Raw genomic sequence first — 22661 nt, 5'->3', positions numbered from 1 at the left:
GCGGGGCACCCCGGCAGAATGGACCCATGCCGATAACCGGGACCCCCAGCCGCGCCGAGCTCGTCGACCACCTTGTACGGACCCGTATCGCGGGCGACGTCGCCACGCCCCGCGAGAACAACCTCTCCCACTACCGCAAACTGGCCAACGGCGACCGCAACTACTGGCTCGGTCTGGAACTCGGCGACCGCTGGAGCGACGAGCAGGACGTGCTGGCCGTCATGGCCGAGCGCTGCGGCGTGAACGACGACCCGGAGTACCGCTACGGCCAGGACACCATCGACCCGGAGCTGACGGTGGACGCCCTGGACCGCATGGCGGCACGGCTGCGCAAGGCCGCGGCCGGCCGGCAGCGCGTCCTGTTCGCCACCGGCCACCCCGGCGGCCTCCTCGACGTGCACCGCGCCACCGCCGCCGCGCTGCGCACCGCCGGCTGCGAGATCGTGGTCATCCCGGAGGGGCTCCAGACGGACGAGGGGTACGTCTGGCAGCTCGCGGACGTCGCGATGCTGGAGCACGGCGCCAGCCTCTGGCACACCCACTCGGGAGAGCCGATGCGCGCCGTCCTGAACGGTCTGGAGCGTGCGGGGCGCCCGCTGCCCGACCTGGTGGTCGCGGACCACGGCTGGGCGGGCTGCGCGGGCCAGCTGGGCGTCGACTCCGTCGGCTACGCCGACTGCAACGACCCGGCTCTCTTCCTCGCCGAGTCCGAGGGCACCGTCCAGGTCACGGTCCCCCTCGACGACCACGTCAAGAGCCCCCGGCACTACGACCCGATGACGGCGTATCTGCTCTCCGGGGCGGGCCTGGCGTAAACGGCGGCCGGCCCCGCCCCGGGGTTACGGGGGTGGGGCCGGGAGCGTCGGCAGCGGTCCGGGTCAGCGGGGAATCCGGACCACATCAGCGGGGAACGCGGACCACGCCCTCCTGGATGACCGAGATGGCCAACTGCCCGTCCTGCGTGTAGATCCGGGCCTGCCCGAGCCCGCGCCCGCCGGACGCGGACGGCGACTCCTGGTCGTACAGCAGCCATTCGTCGGCCCTGAACGGCCGGTGGAACCACATCGCGTGGTCCAGCGAGGCCCCGACGACGTCCCCGGTCACCCAGCCGCCACGCCCGTGCGCGAGGAGCACGGAGTCGAGGAGCGTCATGTCGGAGACGTACGTGGCGAGACAGACGTGCAGCAGCGGGTCGTCGACGAGCTTGCCGTTCGTGCGGAACCACACCTGGGAGCGGGGTTCGCGGGGCTCGCCCACGGTCCCGAAGGGCGGTGCGTCGACGTAGCGCAGGTCGACCGCCTCGCGGGCCTCCAGGAGCCGGTCGATGACGACGGGCTCGGTGAACAGGTGCGCGTACCGCGGCAGCATCTCCGCCGCCGTGGGCAGCGTCTCCGGAGCGGGTGCGGGCGGCATGTCCGCCTGGTGCTCCATGCCCTCCTCGTACGTCTGGAAGGACGCGGAGAGGTGGAAGATCGGCTGCCCGTGCTGGACGGCGACGACACGGCGCGTGGTGAAGGAACGGCCGTCGCGGATCCGGTCGACGGTGTAGACGATCGGCGCGCCCGGGTCCCCCGCACGCAGGAAGTACGCGTGCAGGGAGTGGGCGAGCCGGTCCTCGGGAACCGTGCGGCCCGCGGCGACCAGTGCCTGCGCCGCGACCTGCCCGCCGAAGACGCGCGGGACGACGGCGGACCGGGACTGGCCGCGGAAGATGTCCTGCTCGATCCGCTCGAGGTCGAGTAGATCGAGCAGGGACTCAAGTGCCTGACTCATAGGTCAGTTGTACCTTGAACTTTTTTCGCGGAGCTTACAGGCCCATGTCCTTGGCGATGATCGTCTTCATGATCTCGCTGGTGCCGCCGTAGATGCGGTTGACGCGGTTGTCCGCGTAGAGGCGGGCTATCGGGTACTCGTTCATGAAGCCGTAGCCGCCGTGCAGCTGGAGGCAGCGGTCGATGACACGGTGCGCGACCTCGGTGGCGAACAGCTTGGCGCTGGCCGCCTCGGCGGGGGTCAGCTCACCGGCGTCCAGGGCCTCGGTGGCCCGGTCGACGACGGCCTCGGCCGCGTCCACCTCGGCCTGGCAGGCGGCCAGTTCGAACTTGGTGTTCTGGAAGGCGGCGACGGGCTGGCCGAAGACGACCCGCTCCTGCACGTACTGCTTGGCGAACCGGACGGCGGCCTTGGCCTGCGCGTACGCGCCGAAGGCGATGCCCCAACGCTCGGAGGCGAGGTTGTGGCCGAGGTAGTAGAAGCCCTTGTTCTCCTCGCCGAGGAGGTCCTCGACCGGGACCTTCACGTCGACGAACGCCAGCTCGGCGGTGTCCGAGGTCTTCAGGCCGAGCTTGTCGAGCTTGCGGCCCACCGAGTAGCCCTCGGCCTTGGTGTCCACCACGAAGAGGGAGATGCCGTGGCGGCGGTCCTCCTTGGTGGGCGCGGAGGTGCGAGCGCAGACGATCATGCGGTCGGCGTGCACGCCACCCGTGATGAAGGTCTTGGCGCCGTTGAGCACGTAGTGCGTGCCGTCGTCGGAGAGCTTCGCGGTGGTCTTCATGCCCGCGAGGTCGGAGCCGGTGCCCGGCTCGGTCATCGCGATGGCCCACATCTCCTCGCCGGAGACGAACTTCGGCAGGAAGCGCTTCTTCTGCTCGTCGGTGGCGAGCAGCTTGATGTAGGGCAGGCCGAGCAGCACGTGCACACCGGAGCCGCCGAAGGAGATACCCGCGCGGGCGGTCTCCTCGTACAGGACGGCCTCGAACTTGTACGAGTCGATGCCCGCGCCGCCGTGCTCCTCGTCCACGCGGATGCCGAAGACGCCCAGCTCGGCGAGCTTGTAGTAGAAGTCGCGCGGCGCCTGGCCGGCGGCGAACCATTCGTCGTAGACCGGGACGACCTCGGCCTCGATGAAGGCGCGCAGGGTCTCCCGGAACGCCTCGTGATCCTCGTTGAACACCGTACGGCGCACCGCTACCTCCACCTTGGGTTATGTCTAAGCGCTTGCTCAGACATAGGTTACCGACCGGTTGCGACAGTCGTCCAGGGCAACCACCCCGAGACGCTCGTCACGCCCCGGCGGCCCCGAAGGCACCTCGCGCCATACGGTGAAGGAGTGCGGCGGTCCCCGCGCGCCCCGGAAGCGCGCCCGGACGCCCCAGGTGTGGCGTGGAGTTCAGCAGGCCGAAGACGGAGTGCACGGCGGAACGGGCGGCGGGTTCGTCGAGGCCCGGGTACACGTTGCGCACCACCTCCACCCACAGCTCGACGTACTGGCGCTGGAGCTGCCGCACGAGCTTGCGGTCACTGTCCCGGAGGCGGTCCAGCTCACGGTCGTGCAGGGTGATCAGGGGGCGGTCGTCGAGCGCGAAGTCGATGTGCCCCTCGATGAGCGAGTCGAGGAGCGCCTCGGGGTCGCCCTCCGCCTCGGCCGCCCGGCGCTTGCCGCCCGTCAGCAGCTGCCCGCTGATCCCCACGAGCAGCTCGGCGAGCATCGCGTCCTTGCCCGCGAAGTGCCGGTACAGACCGGGGCCGCTGATGCCGACCGCGGCACCTATCTCGTCGACCCCCACACCGTGGAAGCCGCGCTCGGCGAAGAGCCGGGCAGCCTCCTTGAGGATCTGCTCGCGGCGGGTGGGGGCGTCGGTTCTCGTGGCCATGGAAGCAATTCTAGACAGGGAGGTTAGCGGTCGTTAACCTGAAGGAAATGCGTTAACGCTCATTAACTGGTGGACCACTGGGTGAGGGGACCGCAGGATGCAAGAGGCACCGGAGCTGACGAGCGCGGCAGACCCCGCGTCGGAGGCCTGGCGGGCCAACGAGGCGGCGCACCGCACGCTGGGCGAGGAGCTGCGCGCCAAGCTGGCGGCGGCCCGGCTGGGCGGCGGCGAGCGGGCACGGGCGCGGCACACCGCGCGCGGCAAGCTGCTGCCCCGGGACCGCGTGGACACGCTGCTGGACCCCGGATCACCGTTCCTGGAGCTGGCCCCGCTGGCGGCCGACGGGATGTACGAGGGGCAGGCCCCGGCCGCGGGGGTGGTCGCCGGGATCGGCCGGGTCGGCGGCCGCGAGTGCCTGGTCGTCGCCAATGACGCCACCGTCAAGGGCGGCACGTACTACCCGATGACCGTGAAGAAGCACCTGCGCGCCCAGGAGGTGGCCCTCGAGAACCGCCTCCCGTGCGTGTATCTCGTCGACTCCGGAGGCGCCTTCCTGCCCATGCAGGACGAGGTCTTCCCGGACCGCGAGCACTTCGGGCGGATCTTCTACAACCAGGCACGGATGTCGGGCGCCGGCATCCCCCAGATCGCGGCCGTCCTCGGGTCCTGCACGGCGGGCGGCGCGTATGTGCCCGCGATGAGCGACGAGGCCGTGATCGTGCGGGGCCAGGGCACGATCTTCCTGGGCGGCCCGCCCCTGGTGAAGGCGGCCACCGGCGAGGTGGTGACGGCCGAGGAGCTGGGCGGCGGCGAGGTCCACGCGCGCGTGTCGGGCGTGACGGACCATCTGGCGGAGGACGACGCGCACGCGCTGCGGATCGTGCGGAACATCGTCTCCACCCTGCCGGCGCGGGGCCCGCTGCCCTGGGCGGTCGAGCCGTCCGTCGAGCCGAAGGTGGATCCGTACGGGCTGTACGGCGCGGTGCCGGTCGACTCCCGCACCCCCTACGACGTCCGTGAGGTCATCGCGCGCGTGGTGGACGGTTCGCGCTTCGCCGAGTTCAAGGCGGAGTTCGGGCAGACCCTGGTCACCGGGTTCGCGCGGATCCACGGCCACCCGGTCGGCATCGTCGCCAACAACGGCATCCTGTTCTCCGAGTCGGCCCAGAAGGGCGCCCACTTCATCGAGCTGTGCGACCAGCGCGGCATCCCGCTGGTGTTCCTCCAGAACATCTCGGGCTTCATGGTCGGCCGGCAGTACGAGGCGGGGGGCATCGCCAAGCACGGCGCCAAGATGGTCACGGCCGTCGCCTGCACCCGCGTGCCGAAGCTGACCGTGGTGATCGGCGGGTCGTACGGCGCGGGCAACTACTCGATGTGCGGCCGGGCGTACTCGCCGCGCTTCCTGTGGATGTGGCCCGGCGCCAAGATCTCCGTGATGGGCGGCGAGCAGGCCGCGTCGGTCCTCGCGACCGTCAAGCGCGACCAGTTGGAGGCGCGCGGCGAGTCCTGGCCCGTCGACGACGAGGAGGCCTTCAAGGACCCGATCCGCGCCCAGTACGAGCAGCAGGGCAGCGCCTACTACGCGACGGCCCGCCTCTGGGACGACGGCGTGATCGACCCGCTGGAGACCCGGCAGGTACTGGGCCTCGCCCTGACCGCGTGCGCCAACGCGCCGCTTCCCCAAAAGGACTACACAGCGCCCGGCTTCGGCGTCTTCCGGATGTGAGGGTGGGAATGTTCGACACCGTTCTTGTGGCCAACCGGGGTGAGATCGCCGTCCGCGTCATCCGTACCCTGCGCGCGCTGGGCGTGCGCTCGGTGGCCGTCTTCTCCGACGCCGACGCGGACGCACGGCACGTCCGCGAGGCCGACACGGCCGTACGGATCGGTCCGCCGCCGGCCGCCGAGAGCTATCTGTCCGTGGAGCGGCTGCTGGAGGCGGCCGCCCGGACCGGCGCGCAGGCGGTGCACCCGGGGTACGGCTTCCTCGCGGAGAACGCCGGCTTCGCGCGTGCGTGCGCCGACGCGGGGCTCGTGTTCATCGGGCCGCCCGCGGACGCGATCTCCTTGATGGGCGACAAGATCCGCGCCAAGGAGACGGTGCAGGCGGTCGGCGTCCCGGTGGTCCCCGGCTCCTCGGGCAGCGGCCTGACGGACGCCCAGCTGGTCGACGCGGCACGGGAGATCGGCATGCCCGTACTCCTGAAGCCCAGCGCGGGCGGCGGCGGCAAGGGCATGCGGCTGGTGCGCGACGAGAGGCTGCTCGCCGACGAGATCGCCGCCGCCCGCCGCGAGGCCCGCGCCTCCTTCGGCGACGACACGCTCCTCGTGGAGCGTTGGGTGGACCGCCCCCGGCACATCGAGATCCAGGTCCTGGCGGACGGCCACGGCAACGTGGTGCACCTGGGCGAGCGCGAGTGCTCGCTCCAGCGCCGCCACCAGAAGGTCATCGAGGAGGCGCCCAGCGTGCTCCTCGACGAGGCGACCCGCGCCGCGATGGGCGAGGCGGCGGTCCAGGCGGCCCGCTCCTGCGGCTACGAGGGCGCGGGCACCGTCGAGTTCATCGTCCCCGGCGGGGACCCCTCCTCGTACTACTTCATGGAGATGAACACCCGCCTTCAGGTCGAGCACCCGGTCACCGAGCTGGTCACCGGCCTCGACCTGGTGGAGTGGCAGCTCCGGGTGGCCGCGGGCGAGCGCCTTCCGTACGGGCAGCGGGACATCGAACTCACCGGGCACGCGGTCGAGGCCCGCATCTGCGCCGAGGACCCCGCGCGCGGCTTCCTTCCCTCCGGGGGGACGGTGCTCGCGCTGCACGAGCCACAGAGCGACGTGGTGCGCACCGACTCGGGCCTCTCCGAGGGCACCGAGGTCGGCAGCCTGTACGACCCGATGCTCTCCAAGGTCATCGCGTACGGCCCCGACCGCCCGACCGCGCTGCGCAGGCTCCGGGCGGCGCTCGCGGAGACGGTCACACTCGGCGTGCAGACCAACGCCGGGTTCCTGCGGCGGCTGCTGGCCCACCCGGCGGTCGTGGCGGGGGACTTGGACACGGGCCTGGTGGAGCGGGAGGTGGACGGGCTCGTCGCGCAGGCGGTCCCGCCGGAGGTGTACGCGGCGGCGGCGCTGCTGCGCCACGCCGCCCTCGGCCCCCAGGCTTCAGGGACCTCGGATTCCTCCGGGTCCTTCGGGACATCCGGGTCCCCCGGGACCTCAGGGGCCTCCGGCTCGTCCGGGGCCTCCGCCTGGGTCGATCCGTTCTCCGTGCCCGACGGCTGGCGTCTGGGCGGCGAGCGTGCCTGGACGGCTCACCACATGCGGCCGGCGGGGCAGGATCCCGTGACCGTCCGCGTGCGCGCCACGGCGGACGGCGGCGTCGAGCTGCTACTCGACGACGGACTGCCGCCCCTGCGGGGCACGCTCCCCGTAGCGGTGGCCGCCCGCGGGGGCGCCGCGTCCCGGTTCGCCTTCCGGCTCGACGGCGTCACCCACACCTTCGCCGCCCTGCCGGACGGCACCTGGCTGGGCCGCGACGGCGACTCCTGGCACCTGCGCGACCACGACCCGGTCGCGGCGTCCCTCACCGGCGCCGCCCACTCCGGCGTCGACTCCCTCACCGCCCCCATGCCCGGCACGGTGACCGTCGTGAAGGTCGCCGTCGGGGACGAAGTGGCCGCCGGGCAGAGCCTGCTGGTGGTCGAGGCGATGAAGATGGAGCACGTCATCTCCGCCCCGCACGCCGGCACCGTCAGCGAGCTGGACGTCACACCGGGCACGACCGTCGCCATGGATCAGGTGCTGGCGGTCATCACCCCCGCAGAGGAGGAGACGGCATGAGCACCCCCGAGTCGGGCCTCCCCATGGTCGTACCGGCCCAGGACCTCCCCGCCCGCGTCCGCATCCACGAGGTCGGCGCGCGCGACGGCCTCCAGAACGAGAAGGGGACGGTCCCGACGGAGGTCAAGGCGGAGTTCATCCGCCGCCTCGCCGACGCGGGGCTGACCACCATCGAGGCCACCAGCTTCGTCCACCCGAAGTGGGTGCCCCAACTCGCCGACGCGGAGCAGCTGTTCCCGCTCGTGAGCGACCTCCCCGTGGCGCTCCCGGTCCTGGTGCCGAACGAACGCGGGCTGGACCGCGCACTGGTCCTGGGCGCCCGTCAGGTCGCCGTCTTCGCCAGCGCCACCGAGTCCTTCGCGAAGGCCAACCTCAACCGCACGGTGGACGAGGCGCTGGCCATGTTCGAGCCGGTGGTCACCCGTGCGAAGGCCGCGGACGTGCGGGTGCGCGGTTACCTCTCCATGTGCTTCGGCGACCCCTGGGAGGGCGCGGTCCCGATCCACCAGGTCGTGCGGGTCTGCAAGTCCCTCCTGGACATGGGCTGCGACGAGCTGAGCCTCGGCGACACGATCGGGGTCGCCACCCCCGGCCATGTCCAGGACCTCCTCGCCGAACTGACCGAGGAGGGCGTGCCGACCCGTGCGATCGGCGTGCACTTCCACGACACCTACGGCCAGGCGCTCGCCAACACCCTCGCCGCGCTCCAGCACGGCGTCACGACCGTCGACGCCTCCGCGGGCGGCCTCGGCGGCTGCCCGTACGCCAGGTCCGCGACCGGAAACCTCGCCACCGAAGACCTCGTGTGGATGCTTCAGGGCCTCGGTATCGACACCGGAGTCGACCTCGCCCGTCTCACCGCCACGAGCGTGTGGATGGCCGAGCGACTGGGCCGGCCCAGCCCCTCCCGCACCGTCCGCGCCCTCTCCCACAAGGAGCAATGACCGCCATGGACCACCGTCTCACCCCCGAGCTGGAAGAACTCCGCCGCACGGTCGAGGAGTTCGCGCACGACGTCGTCGCCCCCAAGATCGGCGACTTCTACGAGCGGCACGAGTTCCCGTACGAGATCGTCCGCGAGATGGGCCGCATGGGCCTGTTCGGGCTGCCGTTCCCGGAGGAGTACGGCGGCATGGGCGGCGACTATCTGGCGCTCGGCATCGCCCTCGAAGAACTCGCCCGCGTCGACTCCTCCGTCGCCATCACCCTGGAGGCCGGGGTCTCACTGGGCGCGATGCCGATCCACCTCTTCGGGACGGACGCGCAGAAGGCGGAGTGGCTCCCCCGGCTGTGTTCCGGCGAGATCCTCGGCGCCTTCGGTCTCACCGAGCCGGACGGCGGCTCGGACGCGGGCGCGACGCGCACGACGGCCCGCCTGGACGAGTCGACGAACGAATGGGTGATCAACGGCACCAAGTGCTTCATCACCAACTCGGGCACCGACATCACGGGGTTGGTGACGGTCACGGCGGTCACCGGCCGGAAGCCCGACGGGAAACCGCTGATCTCCTCGATCATCGTCCCGTCCGGCACGCCCGGCTTCACGGTCGCCGCCCCGTACTCGAAGGTCGGCTGGAACGCCTCGGACACCCGCGAGCTGTCCTTCGCCGACGTCCGCGTCCCGGCCGCGAACCTGCTGGGCGAACAGGGCCGCGGGTACGCGCAGTTCCTGCGGATCCTCGACGAGGGACGGATCGCCATCTCGGCCCTGGCCACCGGGCTCGCCCAGGGCTGCGTGGACGAGTCGGTGAAGTACGCCGGGGAACGGCACGCGTTCGGGCGGAACATCGGGGCGTACCAGGCCATCCAGTTCAAGATCGCCGATATGGAGATGAAGGCGCACATGGCCCGCGTCGGCTGGCGTGACGCCGCGTCCCGCCTGGTCGCCGGCGAGCCCTTCAAGAAGGAGGCGGCGATCGCCAAGCTCTACTCGTCCACGGTCGCCGTCGACAACGCCCGCGAGGCCACCCAGATCCACGGCGGCTACGGCTTCATGAACGAGTACCCGGTGGCCCGGATGTGGCGCGACTCCAAGATCCTGGAGATCGGCGAGGGCACCAGCGAGGTGCAGCGGATGCTGATCGCAAGGGAGTTGGGGCTCGTGGGCTGAGTCCCGTCGCGCACGGGCTGCTCACAGGTGCGGCCGCGGGGCGCCCGCCCTCTGGACAAACAGTGAGGTTAGGCTAACCTACCTTCGAACTTGTCCGGCGGACGCTCCGCCCCGTTCGAAAGCAGTCACACTCATGTCCAACGCCCGTGCCACCCATCTCACCCGTCGCGGCATCCTCGCGGCAGGCGGCGCCTTCGGCCTCGGTGCCGCGCTCGCCGCCTGCGGGGACGACAAGGCGAAAGACAGTGGCTCGGACAGCGGGACGGCGGCTGCCAAGTCCGGCCCCTGGTCCTTCAAGGACGACCGCGGCCAGACCGCCAAGGCGGACAAGACCCCGTCGAGCATCGTCGCCTTCACCGGTGTCGCCGCCGCGCTGTACGACTACGGCGTCGACGTCAAGGGCGTCTTCGGCCCGACGAAGACCAAGGACGGCAAGGCCGACGTCCAGGCCGGCGACCTCGACATCAGCAAGGTGACGATCCTCGGCAACGAGTACGGCCAGTTCAACATCGAGAAGTACGCGGCCCTCGCGCCCGACCTGCTGATCACCACGATGTTCGACGACGCCGGCTCGCTCTGGTACGTGCCCGCGGAGTCCAAGAAGAAGGTCCTCGCCGTCGGCGCCCCGAGCGTCGGGATCTCCGTCTACGACCGCCAGTTGACCGAGCCCCTCCAGCGCATGCTGGCGCTGGCGAAGTCGCTCGGCGCCGACACCTCCTCCGCCACGATCACCAAGGCCAAGAAGCGTTTCGAGGACGCCGCCGCCCGACTGCGCGCGGCCACCAAGGCCAACCCGGACATCAAGGTGCTGGCCGGTTCCGCGAGCCAGGACATCTTCTACGTCTCGACCTCGAACCTCTCCATCGACCTGGAGTACTTCAAGGCCCTCGGCGTGAACTTCGTCGAGCCCTCCGCCTCCGCGCTGAAGGCGAGCGGCGGCTGGTTCGAGAACCTGAGCTGGGAGAACGTCGACAAGTACAAGGCCGACGTCATCATCATGGACAACCGCTCCTCGACCATCCAGCCCGCCGACATCACCAAGGCGACCTGGAAGAAGCTGCCCGCCGTCAAGGCCGGCCAGGTCACCGCCCGCAACCCCGAGCCGATCCTGTCGTACGACAAGTGCGCCCCGCTGCTCGAGGACCTCGCCGAGGCCATCGAGAAGGCGAAGAAGGTCAGCTGACACCCCCGCCGGTGACGCTCCGGCCGGGCCCCACCGGCCGGATCACCGCCCCCTGACGATGACTCAGGAGCACTCATGACGACGGCTGTGGCCGCCCCGTTCCGTTTCTTCTCCCTCCAGGTCGTACGGACGAGGCGGCTCGGCCCGTCTCTGCTCCGCGTCACCTTCACCGGCGCCGACCTGCACGCGTTCGCCTCCGACGGCCGCGACCAGAGCCTGTCGCTGTTCCTGCCGCACCCGGGGCAGACCGAGCCGGCCGTCCCGATCGAGCTGGGCGACAACTGGTGGCAGGGCTGGCGCGAACTGCCCGACGACGTACGGGCGGTGATGCGCTCGTACACCCTCCGGGCCCTGCGCCAGGACGCCCATGGCAACACCGTCGAGATCGACATCGACTTCGTGCTGCACGGCGTGGAGCCCGGCGCGGCCGCCCCGGCAGGCCCCGCCTCCCGGTGGGCCTCACGCGCCACCGCCGGCGACCGGGTCCTGCTGCTCGGCCCCGCGGTCGCGGACAACCGGGCGATCCGCTTCCGCCCGCCCGAGGGCACCGACCTGGTGGTCGTCTGGGCCGACGAGACGGCCGTCCCCGCCGCCTCGGCCATCCTGGAGTGGCTGCCGGCGGGCACCCGCGCCAAGGTCTGGCTGGAGGTCCACGACGCCGGAGACATCCAGGACCTGACGACCGAGGCGGACGCCGAGATCACCTGGCTCGTACACAGCGAGCGCGAGACGCGGGGCGAGGGCTCCCCCATGGCCCTCGACGCCGTCCGAGCCGCCGCGTTCCCGCCCGCCGAGCGCCCGTACGCCTGGATCGCGGGCGAGTCCGGCTGCGTGAAGGAGCTGCGCCGCCATCTCGTACGCGAGCGCGGGATCGACCGACGGCAGGTGACGTTCGTCGGCTACTGGCGACAGGGCCTGAGCGAGGAGCAGTTGCGCGAACAGGAGTGACGGCGGTCACGGCGAGGGGCAGGTTTAGCACGCAATAACTTAGGTTAGGCTAGCCTAAGTTGATGTCGGGGCGCTGCGCCCTCTCCCCTGCCCCTCTCCTCTGTTCCGCACGGACTGTCCCCTCGGAGGACCCCCACATGCGCTCGCACCTGCTCAATGACACGACCGCGGATCGGTACCGCCGTTCCGTGACCGAAGGAATAGAGCGGGTGGCGGCCAAACTCGCCACCACAGCAAGCCCGTTCACCGGCATCACGGTCGACGCCCTCGCCCCCCGGATCGAGCGGATCGACCTCGACCGCCCGCTGCACGACACCACCGCGGTCCTCGACGAGCTGGAAGAGGTCTACCTCCGCGACGCCGTCTACTTCCACCACCCGCGCTACCTCGCGCACCTCAACTGCCCGGTGGTCATCCCCGCGGTCGTCGGCGAGGCGATCCTCTCCGCCGTCAACTCCTCCCTCGACACCTGGGACCAGTCGGCGGGCGGCACCCTGATCGAGCGCAAGCTCATCGACTGGACCAACGAGCGCATCGGCCTCGGCCCCGCCGCGGACGGCGTGTTCACCAGCGGCGGCAGCCAGTCCAACCTCCAGGCGCTGCTCCTCGCCCGCGAGGAGGCCAAGTCCGACGACCTCGCCAGACTGCGTGTCTTCGCCTCCGAGGTCAGCCACTTCAGCGTGAAGAAGTCGGCGAAACTGCTGGGCCTGAGCGCGGACTCGGTCGTCTCGATCCCCGTCGACCACGACAAGCGCATGCAGACGGTCGCGCTCGCCCACGAGCTGGATCGCTGCAAGCGCGACGGCCTGCTCCCCATGGCCGTCGTCGCCACCGCCGGCACCACCGACTTCGGCTCCATCGACCCGCTGCCCGAGATAGCCGAGCTGTGCGCCCAGTTCGGCGCCTGGATGCACGTCGACGCGGCCTACGGCTGCGGGCTGCTCACCTCCCTGAAGCACCGGGACCGGATCGACGGCATCGAGCGCGCCGACTCGGTCACCGTCGACTACCACAAGTCCTTCTTCCAGCCGGTGAGTTCGTCCGCCGTGCTGGTCCGGGACGCCTCCACCCTGCGCCACGCCACCTACCACGCGGAGTACCTCAACCCGCGCCGCATGGTCGAGGAGCGCATCCCCAACCAGGTCGACAAGTCCCTCCAGACCACTCGTCGCTTCGACGCGCTCAAGCTGTGGATGACGCTGCGCGTGATGGGCGCCGACGGCATCGGCCAACTCTTCGACGAGGTCTGCGACCTGGCGGCCGAGGGCTGGAAACTGCTCGCCGCCGACCCGCGCTTCGACGTGGTCGTGGAGCCGTCCCTGTCCACCCTCGTCTTCCGCTACATCCCGGCGGCCGTCACCGACCCGGCCGAGATCGATCGCGCCAACCTGTACGCCCGCAAGGCCATCTTCGCCTCCGGCGACGCCGTCGTCGCGGGCACCAAGGTCGGCGGCCGCCACTACCTGAAGTTCACCCTGCTCAACCCCGAGACCACGGCGGACGACATCACCGCCGTGCTCGATCTGATCGCCGGCCACGCCGAGCAGTACCTGGGAGAATCCCTTGACCGCGCTTCCTGAAGCCATGGAAAAGACGTCCGCAGGCAAGACGTACGACTTCGTAGGGATCGGTCTCGGCCCCTTCAACCTCGGCCTCGCCTGCCTCACCGAGCCGATCGCCGAACTGGAGGGCGTCTTCCTGGAGTCCAAGCCGGACTTCGAATGGCACTCGGGGATGTTCCTGGAGGGCGCGCACCTCCAGACGCCCTTCATGTCGGACCTGGTGACCCTCGCCGACCCGACCTCCCCGTACTCCTTCCTGAACTACCTGAAGGAATCGGGCCGGCTGTACTCGTTCTACATCCGGGAGAACTTCTATCCGCTCCGGGTCGAGTACGACGACTACTGCCGCTGGGCCGCCTCGAAGCTCTCCAGCATCCGCTTCGGCACGACGGTCACCGAGGTGACGTACGAGGACGACGTGTACGTGGTCCGCACGGAGGCCGGTGACCTCTACCGCGCCCGCCACCTGGTCCTCGGCACGGGCACGCCCGCGTACCTCCCGGAGGCCGTCCAGGGCCTGGGCGGGGACCACATCCACAACTCCCGCTACATGCAGCACAAGCAGGAGCTCCAGGCCAAGGAGTCGATCACCCTGGTCGGCAGCGGCCAGTCCGCCGCCGAGATCTACTACGACCTGCTCAGCGAGATCGACGTCCACGGATACCGGCTGAACTGGGTGACGCGCTCCCCGCGCTTCTTCCCCCTCGAATACACCAAGCTCACGCTGGAGATGACCTCCCCGGAGTACATCGACTACTTCCACGCGCTGCCGGAGCCGACCCGCTACCGCCTCACCGCGGAGCAGAAGGGCCTGTTCAAGGGCATCGACGGCGACCTCATCAACGAGATCTTCGACCTGCTGTACCAGAAGAACCTGGGTGGCCCGGTCCCCACGCGCCTGCTGACCAACTCGGCGCTGAACGGGGCGACGTACGAGAACGGCACGTACACCCTCACCCTCCGCCAGGAGGAGCAGGAGAAGGAGTACGAACTGCGCTCCCAGGGCCTGATCCTGGCCACCGGCTACCGATACGCCGAGCCGGAGTTCCTGAAGCCCGTACGCGACCGGCTGCGCTACGACGCCCAGGGCAACTTCGACATCGCCCGCAACTACGCCATCGACACGACGGGCCGCGGCGTCTTCCTCCAGAACGCCGGCGTGCACACGCACAGCATCACCAGCCCCGACCTGGGCATGGGCGCGTACCGCAACGCGTACATCATCCGTGAGCTGCTCGGCACCGAGTACTACCCGGTCGAGAAGACGATCGCGTTCCAGGAGTTCGCCGTATGAGCACCCCTGACATAGGCACCTTCACCGTCCGCCCGCTCGACCCGACGCGGGACGCCGAGCTGCTGCACGGCTGGGTGACCCACCCCAAGTCCGCCTTCTGGATGATGCAGGAGGCGAGACTGCACGACGTGGAGCGCGAGTACATGGCCATCGCGGCCAGCGAGTACCACGACGCGTTCCTCGGACTGCTGGACGACGAGCCCGTGTTCCTGATGGAGAAGTACGACCCGGCGCACGTCGAGCTGGTCGGCCTGTACGAGCCCGAGCCCGGCGATGTCGGCATGCACTTCCTGGTCGCGCCGACGGACACGCCCGTGCACGGCTTCACCCGGGCCGTGATCACCGCGGTGATGGAGCACCTGTTCGCCGACCCGGCCACCCGGCGTGTCGTCGTCGAACCCGACGTGGGCAACAAGGCCGTGCACGCCCTGAACGAAGCCGTCGGGTTCGTGCCCGAGCGCGAGATCCAGAAGCCGGAGAAGAAGGCGCTGCTGAGTTTCTGCACACGCGAGCAGTTCGCAGCAGCGGTGCGAGGAGCAGCCGTATGACCCAGTCCGACGCCGTGGCCCACCTCTCCCCCGAGCGCTGGGAGCGGGCCAACCGCCTCCTCGTCCGCAAGGCGCTCGCCGAGTTCGCCCACGAGCGGCTGCTCACTCCGGAGGCCGCCGGTGACGGCGCGTACGTCGTCCGCAGCGACGACGGCCTGACCCGCTACCGCTTCACCGCCCGCCTCCGCTCCCTCGACCACTGGCAGGTCGACGCCGAGTCGATCACCCGCCACCGGGACGGCGCCGAACTCCCGGTTGCCGCCCTGGACTTCTTCATCGAGCTGAAGAAGTCGCTCGGCCTGAGCGACGAGGTGCTGCCCGTCTATCTGGAGGAGATCTCCTCCACCCTCTCGGGCACCTGTTTCAAGCTCACCAAGCCGCAGATCCCCGTCGCCGAGCTCGCCGAAGCGGGCTTCCAGGCCATCGAGACCGGCATGACCGAGGGCCACCCCTGCTTCGTCGCCAACAACGGCCGGCTCGGCTTCGGGGTCCACGAGTACCTCTCGTACGCCCCCGAGACCGCGAGCCCGGTGCGGCTGGTGTGGCTGGCCGCGCACCGCTCGCGGGCCGCGTTCACGGCGGGCGTGGGGATCGAGTACGAGTCGTTCCTGCGCGAGGAACTGGGCGAGCAGACACTGAACCGCTTCGCTGCCACCTTGCGCGACCAGGGCCTCGACCCCGACGACTACCTCCTCATCCCCGTCCACCCCTGGCAGTGGTGGAACAAGCTCTCCGTCACCTTCGCCGCCGAGGTCGCCCAGCGCCGTCTCGTCTGCCTCGGCGAGGGCGACGACGAGTACCTGGCCCAGCAGTCCATCCGGACGTTCTTCAACAAGTCCGCCCCCGAGAAGCACTACGTCAAGACGGCTCTGTCCGTCCTCAACATGGGCTTCATGCGCGGACTCTCGGCCGCCTACATGGAGGCGACCCCGGCCATCAACGACTGGCTGGCCCAGCTCGTCGACAACGACCCGGTGCTCAAGTCCACCGGCCTGTCGGTCATCCGCGAGCGCGCGGCCGTCGGCTATCGCCACCTGGAGTACGAGGCCGCCACCGACCGCTACTCCCCGTACCGCAAGATGCTCGCCGCCCTGTGGCGCGAGAGCCCCGTGCCCGCGCTCCAGGAGGGCGAGAGCCTGGCCACCATGGCCTCCCTCGTCCATGTCGACCACGCGGGCGCCTCCTTCGCGGGCGCGCTGATCGAGCGTTCGGGGCTGTCGCCGGTGGAGTGGCTGCGCCGCTATCTGCGCGCCTACTTCACGCCGCTGCTGCACAGCTTCTACGCGTACGACCTCGTGTACATGCCGCACGGCGAGAACGTCATCCTCGTCCTCAAGGACGGCGCCGTACAGCGCGCGATCTACAAGGACATCGCCGAGGAGATCGCCGTCCTGGACCCGCAGGCGGTGCTGCCGCCCGCGGTCGAGCGGATCCGCGTCGAGGTCCCCGAGGACAAGAAGCTCCTGTCGATCTTCACGGACGTCTTCGACTGCTTCTTCCGCTTCCTGGCGGCCGACCTGGCCGACGAGGGCGTCCTCGGCGAGGAGGACTTCTGGCGGACGGTCGCCGAGTCCGTACGCGAGTACCAGGAGTCGACGCCCGAACTCGCCGACAAGTTCCGGCAGTACGACATGTTCGCGCCGGAGTTCGCGCTGTCCTGCCTGAACCGGCTCCAGCTGCGCGACAACAAGCAGATGGTGGATCTGGCGGATCCGTCCGGCGCACTGCAACTGGTCGGCAACCTGAAGAACCCGATCGCGGGACTCTGAAGCCGGGTGGGGCTCAGGAGACGGTCCTCCTGAGCCCCGCCTTCCTCACCTACGCACCGGGCCAGGGAACCTGGGGGGACCGGTAGTACCGGATCCCCCGCGCCTCCCACCGCGGCCCCTGCGCCGCGAGCCGCACCTTGTACGTGTCCCAGTCGTGGGTCGACGCGGGCGACCAGCCGAGTTCGGCGACGCCGGGCAGCCGCGGGAAGACCATGTAGTCGATGTCCGCGCCGGTGACGATCGTCTCCGTCCACAGCGGCGCCTCGACGCCCCTGATCGACGCGCCGGGGGCTCCGGCGAGGTAGGTGCCCGGATCCCAGTCGTACGCCCGCCGCACCTCGACCAGACCCGCCCAGTCCTGCCCGAGCGGGGTGTCCGCGGTGTACTTCATGTCGAGGTAGATCCGGTCGGCCGGCGAGAGGACCAGCCCCGTCCCGTTCTGCGCGGCCTTCACGACCTGCGCCTTCTCCGCGGCGCTGGTGTCGTCGAGCCCCCAGTACTGGGCGAGCGCGCCCTTCGCCGGGGTCGCCCCGGTCAGCTGATGCCAGCCGATCACCGTCTTGCCGTACTTGGCGACGACGGGCTGCACCTTGTCCATGAAGGCCACATAGTCGGCGTGGCTGGTGGAGTGGGCCTCGTCACCGCCGATGTGGAGATAGCGGCCGGGTGTGAGCGCGGCCAGCTCACGGATGACGTCGTCCACGAAGTCGTACGTCACCGGCTTGCCCACGCACAGCGAGCTGAAGCCGACGTCGGTGCCGGTGTAGAGCGGCGGCGCGGTGCCGTCGCAGTTCAGCTCAGCGTAGGAGGCGAGGGCCGCGTTGGTGTGGCCCGGCATGTCGATCTCCGGGACGACCTCCAGATGGCGGGAGGCCGCGTACCGCACGATCTCCGTGTACTGGGCCTTCGTGTAGAAGCCGCCTCGGCCGCCGCCCACCTGCGTCGATCCGCCGTAGGTGGTGAGCCGCGGCCAGTCGTCGAGCGCGATGCGCCAGCCCTGGTCGTCGGAGAGGTGCAGATGCAGCTTGTTGACCTTGTACAGCGCCAACTCGTCGATGTAGCGCTTGACCTGGCCGACGTCGAAGAAGTGCCGGGACACGTCGAGCATCGCGCCGCGGTAGCCGTAGCGCGGGGTGTCCTTGATGGTGCCGCCCGCGACGAGCCAGGGTCCGGGCTGTACGGAGTTCTTCTCGACCGCGGCCGGGAGGAGCTGGCGCAGGGTCTGCACGCCGTGGAAGAGCCCGGCCGGTGCGGCGGCGGTGATGGTGACGCCGTTCCTGCCGCTGTCGAGGCGGTATCCCTCGTCGCCCAGCGAGCGTTCGCCCAGCCGGAGCCGGATGCCTCCGCCGCCCTGGGAGGCGACCGGCAGCCGGTAACCGGTGGAGGGCCGCAGGATGCCCGCGAGGTACTCGCCGACCTGTCGTACCTCCCGCGAGTCGTCCACACGGATGCGGGTGTCCCGGGTGATGCGGTACGGCGATCCGCCCGGGTCGACCGAGGCGGGGGCCGGAACGACCTGGCCGAGCGGGCTCGCCGTCTTCGCGGCCGCGGCGGGCGCCGAGCCGGCGACGGAGAAGCCGGCAGCCGCCACGAGCAGCAGCGTGCCGAGAAGACGGGGCGTTCTGTGGTGCTGTCTCACATGCGCTCCCTTCCATGGACCCCAACGGGCATGGGCCCCAACGGCTATGGGCCGCACTGGGGATGAACCCCAATGGGTATAGACCACTCTCCCGCAGAGCCGGTGGAACCATCCCCCTCATGGCGGAAGTCATCCAGAAGAACGGGGCAGGGGTGCAGGCGCGGCCGCCGCGTCCGACGGCGCCCGCTGCGGACGTACCGCCGCAGGAACCAGCCAAGCAGGCGGTCCTCGAGCGGAGGTGAGGACCGCGCCGCTCCCGCCGGTCAGACCCGGCGCGCCACCGTGAAGTGGTCGATCTCCACGCCGCTCTCGGCGATGCCGCGCACCCTCATCGTGGCCGTGCGGCCCTTGGCGGCGGGCGTCACGTCGACGCGCAGGAACGAGTAGTCGAGGTAGCGCACGCGCGACCAGGCGACCGTCTCGTTCTGCTTGCCGCCCTTGAGGTTGACGAACGCCGACACGGACTCGACGTCGTTCTCGTGGCCCTCGTACGAGTCCGGGGCGGTGAACGCGTACAGGCTGCGGCCCGCCGCGCCCGCCGTCACGTAGACGACGCCCTCCGTCTCGGGGTACGCGGTGCCGCCGATCGGCAGCTTCTTGGTGACCTCGTCGCCCTTGATGACGTCCGTGCGCTCGTACTGGTGGTTGTGGCCGTTGATCACCAGGTCGACGGTGTACTTCTCGAACAGCGGCACCCACTCCTGGCGCACGCCGCCCTCGGAGGAGTGCGCGGTCGAGGTGCAGTAGGCGCAGTGGTGGAAGAACACGACGATGAAGTCGATGTCCTTCGCCGCCCGGTACTTCTTGAGCCGCGCCTCCAGCCACTTGGTCTGGGTGCCGCCGGAGATACCGAGGTTGGCGGGGATCTCGAAGGACACGTCGTTGGCGTCCAGCGAGATGACCGCCGTGTTGCCGTGCACGAAGGAGTAGACGCCGGGCAGGTTCGCCTTGTCCGGGCCGTTCTCCGGCAGCTGCCAGCGGGCCTCCTCGCCGCCGTAGCCGTTGGGCGAGTACCAGGCCTCCATGTCGTGGTTGCCGTACGACACCATCCACGGGACGGACTTGGCGACCGACTCGGTCTGGGCGAGGAACTGGTCCCAGATACGCGAGTCGAAGCCGGTGTCGCCGGTCTTGCCCGCGCCGGCCGGGTCCGCGTACGCGATGTCGCCGGCGTGCAGGTGGAAGGCCGGGTTCTGGCCGAGCAGCAGGGCGTCGTTGGCGAGGCCGTGGTAGCCGACGCCCTCGTCGCCGAAGGCCGTGAAGGTGAACGGCTCACTGTGCGCGGGCGCGGTGGTGAAGGTGCCGAGGGTACCCACGAGGTGCGGGGCGGCCGGGTCGAAGCCGTCGTGGCCGACGCCGTAGTAGTACGTCCTGCCCGGGCGCAGGTGGGTGAGCCGGGCGTGCAGGTAGTACTGGGTGTGGTCGCCGCTCGCGCCGACGCCGGCCGGGGTGTGGAGGGCGCGGACCTCGGCCTCGATCTTGCGGGAGAGGTCCCAGGGGTGGGCGCCGATCCGTATGTACGGCTTCTTCACCGCGACCGGGACCTGCCAGGAGACCGTCATCTCCGTGCGCGGGTCGGTGCCGTAGGCGAGGTGGCGGCCGAAGGGGGCGACGAGGGCGCCGTCGACCTTCTCGGCCGAGGCGGCCGCCCGCTGCGCGGGAACCGCGGCCCGCGCGGTCGCCCCCGGGACGAAGGCGCCACCGGCGACGGCACCCAGGGTCACGGCGCCGCCTCTGATCATGTTGCGCCGCGAGAACCTGGCGCGAAGGTATTCGTGCTGCTCGGCCATGCTCATGCGCTCGGCGAGCTTCTCCGGTACGCCCATGCGTGGGATGTCCATGGAGTCAGAAGTTGCTCCGCACAGGCAACGGGGCGCAGGACACAGGATGGACAGCGCTCGAACAGGGCCCCATAAGAGTTTCAACAGCCACTTGCCCGAAATCGGGCAGGATTCTTGCGAATCGGCCTTCAGTACCCCAAGATCTACCGGGTGCACGACGAACTTGTTGATCATCTGACGCGGTCCACGCCCCTCAACCGGGGCGAGGCGCTGCGGGTGATCCAGGACGTGCTCGCCTACTTCGACGAGACGACCGAGGAATACGTCCGTCGCCGCCACCGCGAACTCCAGGCCCAGGGCCTGGTGAACGCGACGATCTTCGAACGGATCGAGGCGGACCTGAAGTACCGCGCGGTCGCGCCGCCGGAGCTCACGCTCAGGCAGCTGCGCCGCATCGTCTACGGCTAGATCGCCTGCGACTGTCTACAACTAGGGGACCACCTGTATGTGCGGGATTGTCGGATACATCGGGAAGCGTGACGTCACTCCGCTGCTCCTCGAGGGACTCCAGCGCCTGGAGTACCGCGGCTACGACTCCGCGGGCATCGTCGTCACCAGCCCGAAGACGGCCGGCCTGAAGATGGTCAAGGCCAAGGGCCGGGTCCGTGACCTGGAGGCCAAGGTCCCCGCGCGCTTCAAGGGCACCACCGGTATAGCCCACACCCGCTGGGCCACCCACGGCGCCCCGTCCGACCTCAACGCGCACCCGCACATGTCGCAGGACAACCAGGTCGCCGTCGTCCACAACGGCATCATCGACAACGCCTCCGACCTGCGGAAGAAGCTCGAGGCCGACGGCGTCGAGTTCCTCTCCGAGACCGACACCGAGGTCCTCACCCACCTGATCGCCCGCTCCCAGCAGGAGAAGCTGGAGGACAAGGTCCGCGAGGCGCTGCGCGTGATCGAGGGCACGTACGGCATCGCGGTCATGCACGCCGACTTCCCCGACCGCATCGTGGTGGCCCGCAACGGCTCCCCGGTCGTCCTCGGCATCGGCGAGAAGGAGATGTTCGTCGCCTCGGACATCGCCGCGCTGGTCACCCACACCCGTCAGATCGTCACGCTCGACGACGGCGAGATGGCGACGCTGAAGGCCGACGACTTCCGTACGTACACCACCGAGGGCACCCGGACGACGGCCGAGCCGACCACCGTGGAGTGGGAGGCCGCCTCGTACGACATGGGCGGCCACGACACGTACATGCACAAGGAGATCCACGAGCAGGCCGACGCCGTGGACCGCGTGCTGCGCGGCCGGATCGACGACCGGTTCTCCACCGTGCACCTCGGCGGCCTGAACCTGGACGCCCGCGAGGCGCGTGCCGTGCGCCGGGTGAAGATCCTCGGCTGCGGCACCTCGTACCACGCGGGCATGATCGGCGCCCAGATGATAGAAGAGCTGGCCCGCATCCCCGCGGACGCCGAGCCGGCCTCCGAGTTCCGCTACCGCAACGCGGTCGTCGACCCCGACACCCTGTACATCGCGGTCTCGCAGTCCGGTGAGACGTACGACGTGCTGGCCGCCGTGCAGGAGCTGAAGCGCAAGGGCGCGCGGGTCCTCGGCGTGGTGAACGTCGTCGGCTCGGCGATCGCCCGCGAGGCGGACGGCGGCATGTACGTGCACGCCGGACCCGAGGTCTGTGTCGTCTCCACCAAGTGCTTCACCAACACCACGGTCGCCTTCGCGCTGCTCGCGCTGCACCTGGGCCGCACCCGTGACCTGTCGGTCCGCGACGGCAAGCGGATCATCGAGGGCCTGCGCAAGCTGCCCGCCCAGATCTCCGAGATCCTCGACCAGGAGGACGAGATCAAGAAGCTGGCCGCGCAGTACGCCGAGGCCCGCTCGATGCTCTTCATCGGCCGTGTGCGCGGCTATCCGGTGGCCCGTGAGGCCTCCCTGAAGCTCAAGGAGGTCTCGTACATCCACGCCGAGGCCTACCCGGCCTCCGAGCTGAAGCACGGCCCGCTGGCCCTCATCGAGCCCGCGCTGCCGACGGTGGCCATCGTCCCCGACGACGACCTCCTCGAGAAGAACCGCGCCGCCCTGGAGGAGATCAAGGCCCGCAGCGGCAAGATCCTCGCGGTGGCGCACCAGGAGCAGGAGAAGGCCGACCAGACGATCGTCGTCCCGAAGAACGAGGACGAGCTGGACCCGATCCTGATGGGCATCCCGCTGCAACTCCTCGCCTACCACACGGCGTTGGCGCTGGGCCGGGACATCGACAAGCCCAGGAACCTCGCCAAGTCGGTGACGGTGGAGTAGGCGTCACCTCC

At 70.1% G+C, this 22661-nt stretch carries 19 protein-coding genes; 14 read left to right on the top strand and 5 right to left on the bottom strand.

The genetic code is table 11. From position 1 onward, the window contains the following. The first annotated feature begins 26 nt into the window (after positions 1-26). Complete coding sequence (locus SAVERM_RS27265; protein ID WP_010986686.1) at positions 27-815, top strand: phosphatase; 789 nt, start codon at positions 27-29, stop codon at positions 813-815. Positions 816-900: 85 nt separating this feature from the next. On the opposite strand, the gene tesB is transcribed toward SAVERM_RS27265, so the two are convergent. From tesB to SAVERM_RS27250, 3 genes are all read right to left on the bottom strand, one after another. Then, positions 901-1773: an acyl-CoA thioesterase II gene (gene tesB / locus SAVERM_RS27260; protein WP_010986685.1), complete on the bottom strand. Its 873-nt coding sequence runs from the start codon at positions 1771-1773 to the stop codon at positions 901-903. Between the two features lie 34 nt (positions 1774-1807). After that, positions 1808-2965 (bottom strand): acyl-CoA dehydrogenase family protein, encoded by a 1158-nt coding sequence (locus SAVERM_RS27255; RefSeq protein WP_010986684.1) that lies wholly within the window; start codon positions 2963-2965, stop codon positions 1808-1810. 97 nt (positions 2966-3062) lie between these two features. Beyond that, the gene (locus SAVERM_RS27250) at positions 3063-3653 is read right to left on the bottom strand and encodes an SACE_7040 family transcriptional regulator (protein ID WP_010986683.1); all 591 of its coding nucleotides are present in this window, start codon (positions 3651-3653) and stop codon (positions 3063-3065) included. A 97-nt stretch (positions 3654-3750) separates the two neighbouring features. Between SAVERM_RS27250 and SAVERM_RS27245 the strand changes: the two genes are divergently transcribed. From SAVERM_RS27245 to SAVERM_RS27200, 10 genes are all read left to right on the top strand, one after another. Further along, complete coding sequence (locus tag SAVERM_RS27245) at positions 3751-5382, top strand: carboxyl transferase domain-containing protein (RefSeq protein WP_010986682.1); 1632 nt, start codon at positions 3751-3753, stop codon at positions 5380-5382. 8 nt (positions 5383-5390) lie between these two features. After that, a complete protein-coding gene (locus tag SAVERM_RS27240; RefSeq protein WP_010986681.1) occupies positions 5391-7493 on the top strand; it encodes an acetyl/propionyl/methylcrotonyl-CoA carboxylase subunit alpha in 2103 nt (700 codons plus the stop codon). Continuing rightward, entirely contained in the window at positions 7490-8437 is a 948-nt protein-coding gene (locus SAVERM_RS27235) for a hydroxymethylglutaryl-CoA lyase (RefSeq protein ID WP_010986680.1), read from the top strand. The genes SAVERM_RS27240 and SAVERM_RS27235 overlap by 4 nt, the downstream gene beginning before the upstream one ends. Before the next feature lie 5 nt (positions 8438-8442). Next, the gene (locus SAVERM_RS27230; protein ID WP_010986679.1) at positions 8443-9603 is read left to right on the top strand and encodes an acyl-CoA dehydrogenase family protein; all 1161 of its coding nucleotides are present in this window, start codon (positions 8443-8445) and stop codon (positions 9601-9603) included. Positions 9604-9736: 133 nt separating this feature from the next. Continuing rightward, on the top strand, positions 9737-10786 hold the full coding sequence (locus tag SAVERM_RS27225; RefSeq protein WP_010986678.1) for an ABC transporter substrate-binding protein: 1050 nt from the start codon (positions 9737-9739) through the stop codon (positions 10784-10786). 75 nt (positions 10787-10861) lie between these two features. After that, complete coding sequence (locus SAVERM_RS27220) at positions 10862-11734, top strand: siderophore-interacting protein (RefSeq protein ID WP_010986677.1); 873 nt, start codon at positions 10862-10864, stop codon at positions 11732-11734. A gap of 137 nt (positions 11735-11871) precedes the next feature. After that, a complete protein-coding gene (gene desA, locus SAVERM_RS27215; RefSeq protein ID WP_037649847.1) occupies positions 11872-13314 on the top strand; it encodes a lysine decarboxylase DesA in 1443 nt (480 codons plus the stop codon). 4 nt (positions 13315-13318) lie between these two features. Further along, on the top strand, positions 13319-14590 hold the full coding sequence (locus SAVERM_RS27210) for a lysine N(6)-hydroxylase/L-ornithine N(5)-oxygenase family protein (protein WP_010986675.1): 1272 nt from the start codon (positions 13319-13321) through the stop codon (positions 14588-14590). After that, a complete protein-coding gene (locus tag SAVERM_RS27205) occupies positions 14587-15138 on the top strand; it encodes a GNAT family N-acetyltransferase (RefSeq protein ID WP_010986674.1) in 552 nt (183 codons plus the stop codon). Before SAVERM_RS27210 ends, SAVERM_RS27205 begins: the two co-directional genes overlap by 4 nt. Further along, complete coding sequence (locus tag SAVERM_RS27200) at positions 15135-16907, top strand: IucA/IucC family protein (RefSeq protein ID WP_010986673.1); 1773 nt, start codon at positions 15135-15137, stop codon at positions 16905-16907. The genes SAVERM_RS27205 and SAVERM_RS27200 overlap by 4 nt, the downstream gene beginning before the upstream one ends. Positions 16908-16956: 49 nt before the next feature. Here SAVERM_RS27200 and SAVERM_RS27195 read toward each other — a convergent pair whose 3' ends face one another. Further along, on the bottom strand, positions 16957-18546 hold the full coding sequence (locus tag SAVERM_RS27195; RefSeq protein ID WP_010986672.1) for a beta-N-acetylhexosaminidase: 1590 nt from the start codon (positions 18544-18546) through the stop codon (positions 16957-16959). Between the two features lie 119 nt (positions 18547-18665). Here SAVERM_RS27195 and SAVERM_RS45375 point away from each other — a divergent pair, with 119 nt between their 5' ends. Continuing rightward, positions 18666-18788: a hypothetical protein gene (locus tag SAVERM_RS45375; RefSeq protein ID WP_255344842.1), complete on the top strand. Its 123-nt coding sequence runs from the start codon at positions 18666-18668 to the stop codon at positions 18786-18788. 21 nt (positions 18789-18809) lie between these two features. Here the strand turns inward: SAVERM_RS45375 and SAVERM_RS27190 are convergent, their stop codons facing one another. Next, positions 18810-20372, bottom strand: coding sequence for a purple acid phosphatase family protein (locus tag SAVERM_RS27190; RefSeq protein ID WP_171033219.1), 1563 nt, complete (start codon positions 20370-20372; stop codon positions 18810-18812). Between the two features lie 165 nt (positions 20373-20537). On the opposite strand from SAVERM_RS27190, the gene SAVERM_RS27185 reads away from it, so the two are divergent. After that, entirely contained in the window at positions 20538-20795 is a 258-nt protein-coding gene (locus SAVERM_RS27185; RefSeq protein WP_010986670.1) for a hypothetical protein, read from the top strand. Positions 20796-20832: 37 nt separating this feature from the next. After that, positions 20833-22650 carry a glutamine--fructose-6-phosphate transaminase (isomerizing) gene (gene glmS, locus SAVERM_RS27180; RefSeq protein WP_010986669.1) on the top strand — a complete coding sequence of 606 codons (1818 nt, stop codon included), beginning with the start codon at positions 20833-20835 and terminating at the stop codon, positions 22648-22650. Positions 22651-22661: the final 11 nt, after the last annotated feature.

Source organism: Streptomyces avermitilis MA-4680 = NBRC 14893, assembly GCF_000009765.2.
Classification (GTDB): domain Bacteria; phylum Actinomycetota; class Actinomycetes; order Streptomycetales; family Streptomycetaceae; genus Streptomyces; species Streptomyces avermitilis.
This window is presented reverse-complemented; position numbering and strand designations above follow the sequence as displayed.